3 protein-coding genes are annotated in these 7,015 nt (G+C 54.4%); all 3 read right to left on the bottom strand.

What is annotated here, in order from left to right; translation table 11 throughout:
• Window positions 1-444: 444 nt before the first annotated feature.
• Window positions 445-1,677 carry a hypothetical protein gene (locus tag Q0C59_RS17575; protein ID WP_291217952.1) on the bottom strand — a complete coding sequence of 411 codons (1,233 nt, stop codon included), beginning with the start codon at window positions 1,675-1,677 and terminating at the stop codon, window positions 445-447.
• 58 nt (window positions 1,678-1,735) lie between these two features.
• Window positions 1,736-5,689, bottom strand: coding sequence for a hypothetical protein (locus tag Q0C59_RS17570; RefSeq protein WP_291217950.1), 3,954 nt, complete (start codon window positions 5,687-5,689; stop codon window positions 1,736-1,738).
• Between the two features lie 763 nt (window positions 5,690-6,452).
• Complete coding sequence (locus Q0C59_RS17565; protein WP_291217948.1) at window positions 6,453-6,791, bottom strand: hypothetical protein; 339 nt, start codon at window positions 6,789-6,791, stop codon at window positions 6,453-6,455.
• Between the last annotated feature and the right edge of the window lie 224 nt (window positions 6,792-7,015).

Raw genomic sequence — 7,015 nt, 5'->3', positions numbered from 1 at the left:
CCTGCAACCAGGCGCAGATGATCGACGGCTCCCCCAGCTTGTGTTCGCAGCCTAGGGCAACTACACCGAAGAGCGCATCACCACATGTTTGACCTGATCACGACCAGAGAGTCGGCACCAACGAAGACTGGAAAACCGTCTACGGACTGCACTGCGCTAAAAGAAGAAAGCCTCCATACGGAGGCTTTCTAAATTAGACGGTTCGCACGAGGCTACCTAGCTACCACAGCAAGAGCTCCTACAGCTTCACGCTCAGCCGTCTTATTACCCACATCGACAGCTTCACGCCTACCAGAGCGCCTGACCACAGAGTAGCCTCGCTTCTGGACAACGCGATATGGTGCGGAGGGTTCAGCAGCAGAACGCGCCATCGCAATCAACGCGGCCGGTAGTGCTGCTGTCGTTGGAAAGGGCAGATCTTTGAGTTCCATATTCGGTACCTTATCATAGTGTGCTAGGTATAGCCACCGGTGGATCTTCTTCCGCCGGCAGCTCAGAGAGTTGCTGCCACAGCACCGCTAGCAGCATGCGCATTGGCATAGTTAACGGCGCATAAAGTTCTGCCCGTTTTCCTCCCAGCAATGCCGGCTCGGTGGAGTGCACATTGATAACTCCAACGGGCTCCTCGTCCTCACCATTCACTGTTGAAAAGCCGAATGGAATGGAAATGAAGGACTTAATTTGGCTGCCAACAGAATGCTCAGAGAAGTAGTTTCGAGCCTGTTGAGCGACGGAAGTTCGCAGGGCCGTTTGGCTCTCGATCACCGCTTCCAGTTCGCTTGCGTTCTCAAAATACTGAACTTCTCGCTCCAAAAAAGCAGTGGGGGCTCCTGGCAGAACTGTGGTCCTTCCCTCGTCAAACTGATGAGATGCAAGAGGCACTGGAAGACAAATAGATTTTACACCTGCCATCGGAGTCGCGGCGGCCCGCAATTCGGCCTCAAAACAAAATTCCGGCATCAATTCCAAGTATCCCGCAAGAGTTTCAACCGCCAAACTTGGTTCGACCATGATAAAACGCCCTCGCAAACCTTCAACGGGGTTTTTCGGATCAAGTCGACGATAAATCATTACGGTGATGCCATATCGAACACCCTTCGAAGGGCCATCATACGCTAGCGCCAATGACAAGATTGCAACAAGGTTAACGACGATGGCCGAACTGATATTGGCACGATCTTGGACTGCATTTCGGGACAGAAAGGCCTTTGACGCATGCGTCATTCCTATTGAAAATTGCTCCTCAAATTCCACCAAATAATCATCGGGAGGCAACGACCTTACCGACTCCTCGAGCCTTGTCAACTGCTCCTCAAATGTCTGTCGAACAGCAGCGACACTTTTATCCAGCGTGGAGATCTGACCGCCTAAATGGTCATTGACAGAATTCACGCCAGATTTCAGCTCCGCGGTTACATCCCTCTGCGCCTCCAGTTGTGCTCTGAATCCCTGAGCGAAAAGCCAACCAAAGACAATGATTGCGATCAAAAATATAGCCGCTGGGAAATACAATCCAAGACCACCTAATGCGTCAGGGCTCACGGCAAGAAGCCATATAAATGGAGGTACGGCGGAGATCTCATCCGATAAAACAGAGCCGATGAGACCAGCTGCGGCGCCTACACAGGCTGTAAGGGCTGCATACCCGGGCTGCAGCGCAAGCTTCTTTTCACTCATTTCAACTTCCTCCGAAGCGTGTTCACAAAAGTTGTTAATCAAGCCGGAACTTGCCGTTCTACGGATTTAAAAGCGACACGACGGCCGAAACGTTGCGGGCATCCCCAATATCTTCGAGACTCTTCGAGTCAAGCCTACTGGTGTCACCAGAAGTCACTATCGCCACTGCTTCGTGTCCCGGGGGAAGAAGACTGACGATCCCGGAAAGCGCTTCACCTTTCACCTCGCTCTGAGCCCAGAGCAACGGCAGCAATAGAACCTTCTTGTTGACGTCCCCTGCGAGCGCACGAGCCGTACTGAGAACAAACTGTGGCGTCGCCCTCAGGCCTACGAGAGCAAGCAGCATTACTGCTACGGGCTCATGGGCAGTGGCCAGTGCCTCAACGGAAACCGCCTCTATAGCGTCTTTGTCCACACTCCCGTAGTTGCCCAGCAATGCACGTGCACAACTTGTGGCGCTTCGACGACCTGCCGTTAGAGTGCCTCGAATGAGCCGCCTCTGAAAGCCGTTGCCCGCTCGTTGGACGAGAAGGTCAAAGATGTCGAAGCGCAAATCAGAGTCGTGTGTTTTTTGAGCAATCCCGAGCAACTCATGTGCAGTAGCCACGTCGACATGCGGTTGGTTCATCAATCCTTTGACCGCCAAGCGAGCAATCGGATGGTCAGCTTCCTCGCCATGACCTCGCGACCCTTGAGACCACCCATCGTGGGCAAGTACTAGCAAAGTCGCAAGGTGATCTTCGTGATGTTTCTCCGAAAGAACCACTGCAAGCGTTCTTCGAATTGGACTGGGCTTCGAATGAACCAGTTCCAAAAGATGCGCAGGCAAGGGGACGCCACAGGCCTTTGCCGCTTCTCGCAGTGAAATGGCAACCACCTTAGCGAAGCGATGGCTCAAACCAGCTTCCACCTCATCCGCCATCGCGTTTTGCACGGCCACCTCCATCGCCAGTGCGCAGTTGTCGGCGTCATCGGATTGACTCAAGACCCACCGGATGTCATCTTGCAAGTCCAGGGGCATCTGCGTAGCCATCATGAGTCGAAAGACACGAACTTCTTCCGAAGGGCTGTCAACACCGCCAAGCCAACTAGCTGCCTCTGGGCAGAGAATGGGCGTGTCTTTTGACTCAGCAGAGAAGGAGGCGACCGCGACGCCTTGGAGAGCAGAGGACAGTCCGTAAAACGCCCCCTCCAAGCCTATGTGAAGAGAGGGGTATTCGTCTCTACGAGGGTTTGCTCTCAAGCGACCAAGCTCAAGCGCGATTTCGGTTGATCTTGAGGATAAGCGACCACTGTTCAAACGGGTGACTACATCGACAAGGTCTTCGGGTTTGATGCCGACCATTGCCTTCAAAGCGGACCGCCATACACCTGGCGCGGCCCCCTCATCCAAGAGGCGACTCATCAAAAGCGCTCGAAAATCACTGTAGTGTTCAAAGGTAACGGAACTCCACAGGGTGCGTTCAGCCTCACCTCCGCCCGCCTGCTCGAACGCCGCCCTGAGTTCACGGACATCTACCGCGGACTCCCGCCAGATTGCCCAAGTCCAGTGCTCCAAGAGATCTGACCTGTGTCGGTGCGTGGCGAGTGAAGGCCACATTCCGATTTCACGAACTCGCTCGACGTACAGTTTGAGAAACTCTGTCGCGGTGTAACCTTCGTCATTGTCAGAAGTCCACTCAACATAGTCTTCGCTGTAAACCTCGTTAACTAGGTTCATGTGCTCCTCATCGCGCTGAGGAGATGGAGCGTAAATCTTGCGAAGTTCATCAACCGCGGCATCTACCACGGGCTCATAACCGGCGAGGTCAAGAAGCGATCCCTTGGCAATGACATCGATGTTGTCGTGGACGCCATAGGAAACGATGCGAAGCGCCGCCGTTCGATATGAGGTTGCAAGTCCCGGTGCGAACCTTTCCAACGTGTCAACAAGCGTCTCGTTGAAACTGTCTCGAGTTTCCCATAAGACCTCCTCTACAAAAAGCTCAACCAGGCGCCTGACGGCAGGGTCTGCTTTCATGCGTGAGTACCAAGCCTCATCGTGATCTGGCAAGTGCCAATTCGAGAACCCAGGGAATGTCTGATCTGGCCGGTGTTGGAGGAAACGTGCAACTTCTGCCTGGTTGTTGCTCCCAGAACCAACGACAGCGGCAAGCGCGAGCCGCTTCTCTAGCTCCCTCCCTCCCTTTGTCAGCTGTGCATTGAGCCAGCTATCGATCTTCTCCATCGCAGTTTGGCTTACGGCTGTATCGAACTCAAGTTCGCTTCGTTCTGCCTTAAGAACAAGCGCCGCCATCGCCACTCCCTTGTCGTCCACGTCTCTTGTAAGCGAGGTCAGTACGTCAACGAGACGGGCTAGAACTCGCCTCACTTCAAGTCGATTCTCCTGCAAGAGCCGTTGCACGCCAGCTTCCACCCGTGGGTGGTAGTAGGAGACGGAGGAGTCAACCTGGCGCAGATTTCGCGCAGCTACAAAGAACTGAACAAATCGAATGAGGTCTGGACCATCCTCATTCGACCTATCTGACAGTTCGTCTTGGAGCTCAGTGATGAGCCGAAATGAGACCTTGTCTGAAGCCTTAAACAAGGCCCATAGCACAGTGGCAGCCGGCAAGTCCTTCCTTTGGCCGATTTGCTCCCTCACAGTGCGCTCAATCGATTCTTCATGAGCCTTGCTGATGGCGTCCTGAACCCGCGACAACTTGGACTCCTCGTTATCAGGCTCATGGGACAACGCGTCGAAGAACTTCTGAATCTCAAGGGGCGTGTTCAAATTGCTGAGCACGTGAGACTCGGCATCGGACGCGAGAATGTGTAGGTTGCGCGGCAGGCCTTGGATACGAGACTGATACAGGCGCGAGCGCTGCTCAGGCTGGTAGCTCTCGGCTTCCAGCGCCACGGCCCAAGGCTCTATAGCCTTCAAAACGTGGGCGGAGTGTGCGACGTCTCGTCTTGTCGTCGCGATAACCATTCTCTGAGGGGTTGCCTCCGAGAACACCTTGGTTATCTCTTGATTCCAATCACGACGCTGAGGATCAAAGTCGAACTTTCCCCATGGATCTTCAATGTCGAAGAGCACCGGGGAAGGCGTAGTGTCACGGTTGATGTCCTTTGGACTGTCAATGGCGACTCGATTTAGCCCTGCATGCTGGGCGCGCAGTTCCTCGAACAGCGCCTTGGTTGTCATGGTCTTGCCAGTTCCGGATTGACCGATGAGCAGCGCCGCAGACTTCACTTCCATCTTATCGAGGATGTCGTCCCAGTTTGAAGGCCTCACGTACAGTGCGATGTCGTGGCTGCTCGCGACATAGCCATCGTGCTGCTTGACGACTTCTATAAGTTGCTCTCGAGTCCATCGCCCCTCCCCTGCGCCCATCACTCTTGAACGTGCCTCTTCGCGCAACACGGCGAGACACCTATCAAGATGCTTAGTGGGTACCTTCCCCACCCCGGTTAAAAGGTCTCGAATACGCCTATCCAGACGTTCTTCGTCCATGTTTGCGAACACCGCCACCCTACCCGTGCAGTCTGCGGGTAGGGCTGACTCAAGGCTCACAGGCATCTTGTCTGTTGGCCAAAGAATCAACTCATTCATTTTGAGGCTGCGCATGCCGCCGTTGGCCCCCGCGTTAGTGACCAACAAGTAGCGGGCGTTGGGCTTCCTAAGACGCTCGCTCGCAGACTCTCGCCGGACACCATGCTTGAGCAGTCTCTTGATGTCGTTAACTCTCCAAGCATCACCGCTGCGGCGTTTTGACTGCACTATCAGTCGATAGCCTTCCATGCTCGTGGTACTCGTTATCGTTCCAACGTCCTGATCGACGACTTCCGCCTCGATATCCTCTTCACTGGCAGGCTCCAGTACCAAATGATCTGAGTATTGCTTGGAGAGAACGATATCGAGCGCCATCCATATTGACACGTCAATCTGGTACTCGTAGCCACGTATCGAGTAGCTTCCAGAGCCGGATTCAGTGTCGTCGTGATCGTGGACGTCAGAGGTGTCTGTCATTCTTTAGTGCCTTGAAGGTTTTACTCCCCAGCGCGGCAACCTGGTCGAGCATTGGGAGTTTCGAAACGCGCGGCGGCCTTGCTGTCGCTCGGTCGCTACGCGACCGTCTTGTACGGCTTAAGCAAGCGCTCTGGTACGAAGATCAGGTCACCGCATGCCCTGGAGCAGGCAATGTAGAGCTTGTTCTTGGTACCCGACGGGTGTCCTGGGTGTGCTGAAAGAAGTTTCCTACGAAGATCCAACGGACTTTTGCGCAGGAATGCCGACACCTCAACATGCCCGTTCATCCAAGGCAATCAACTTTCTTGCACCAAGGCGAGGCTAAACCCAAGCTCTAAACAAGGTACTTCAACCTGCCAAGCACGCCCGTGACCCAAGCACAACCCTCGCCTTCCTGTGGTGCTGCCGCAATTGCCGCTGCGTCTTCCAATAGCCTGCCACTGCCCTACGGTGCAGAGGTCCATTGGATGTTGTGGCACCTCAACTGCGCAGAGAAAGACTGGCTTGCTGCGGTTGCTTGCGGTGCGCTTTCTTCTGTCGGTGAGTCGTGCTGCCCCACGCAAGCAGAAGTCGAAAAACTGGACTCCTTTACGCGGAGTCTCGGGGTGTGGTTGTTTGATGGTGTCCACGAACATTCGTTGAATGTTCAGCTGCTGCAGAACATACTTTCGGAGGCGCGTGTATGGGCAGGAGGTCGAAGCGCTAGGAGCGTAGTTGTCGCCCGGCTACAACTTCTCCTGGACCTGCTTCAGCGCTATCGTGACTAAACGAGCAAGCCCGGAACGGTGTCAAAGCTTGTTTCGGCGTGCAGCACCGCCAAGACAGACTCAAGGCCTGCCACTATCTCCAGGACGCCCGACTGATTGAACCGGAATACCGGAGCATCAACCGCAACGCCTCCCTCAACTTTCCGCCATGAAGCAGGTGTGACCCTCGGACGCTGCGCGAGTACAACTGCACTTTCCACCAAGCTCCGATTGGCCCCCACGGTGGCAAGCGTTTTACCCAAACCAGCCTCAATGCCCGCGAGCTGCTCGGATGTGGGTATCCAGCAGAAATGCCCTACTGGCGAACCTTTGATGTACTTGTATCCGATGTGCATACCGCGATTCGGTGCGATATTGCTTGCGTGTTGCTTAAACATACGAAGAGCTTAATGCATGCCGGAAAGGCAAAGCGAACGACTCTTTTGTGGAAACAGGTAGGACAAGCTTTTAGCGAAGCGAACGACTTTTTTATCAGGCCCAAGCCAATTAGTTCGCTAGCTTGTTGATTTCATTTAACTTTGTAGCGAGCAACTCTTTTACCTCACCCCACGATGGCGGA

Source organism: Hydrogenophaga sp. (genome assembly GCF_022844385.1).
Classification (GTDB): domain Bacteria; phylum Pseudomonadota; class Gammaproteobacteria; order Burkholderiales; family Burkholderiaceae_C; genus Hydrogenophaga.
Note: the sequence above shows the minus strand (reverse complement) of the source record. Positions and strands in the feature narration are given on the sequence as shown.

Bases quoted from the DNA above. Each gene is read 5' to 3' on its own strand.
- Q0C59_RS17565 (WP_291217948.1), bottom strand. From the start codon at position 6,791: ATGCACATCGGATACAAGTACATCAAAGGTTCGCCAGTAGGGCATTTC.
- Q0C59_RS17570 (WP_291217950.1), bottom strand. From the start codon at position 5,689: ATGACAGACACCTCTGACGTCCACGATCACGACGACACTGAATCCGGC.
- Q0C59_RS17575 (WP_291217952.1), bottom strand. From the start codon at position 1,677: ATGAGTGAAAAGAAGCTTGCGCTGCAGCCCGGGTATGCAGCCCTTACA.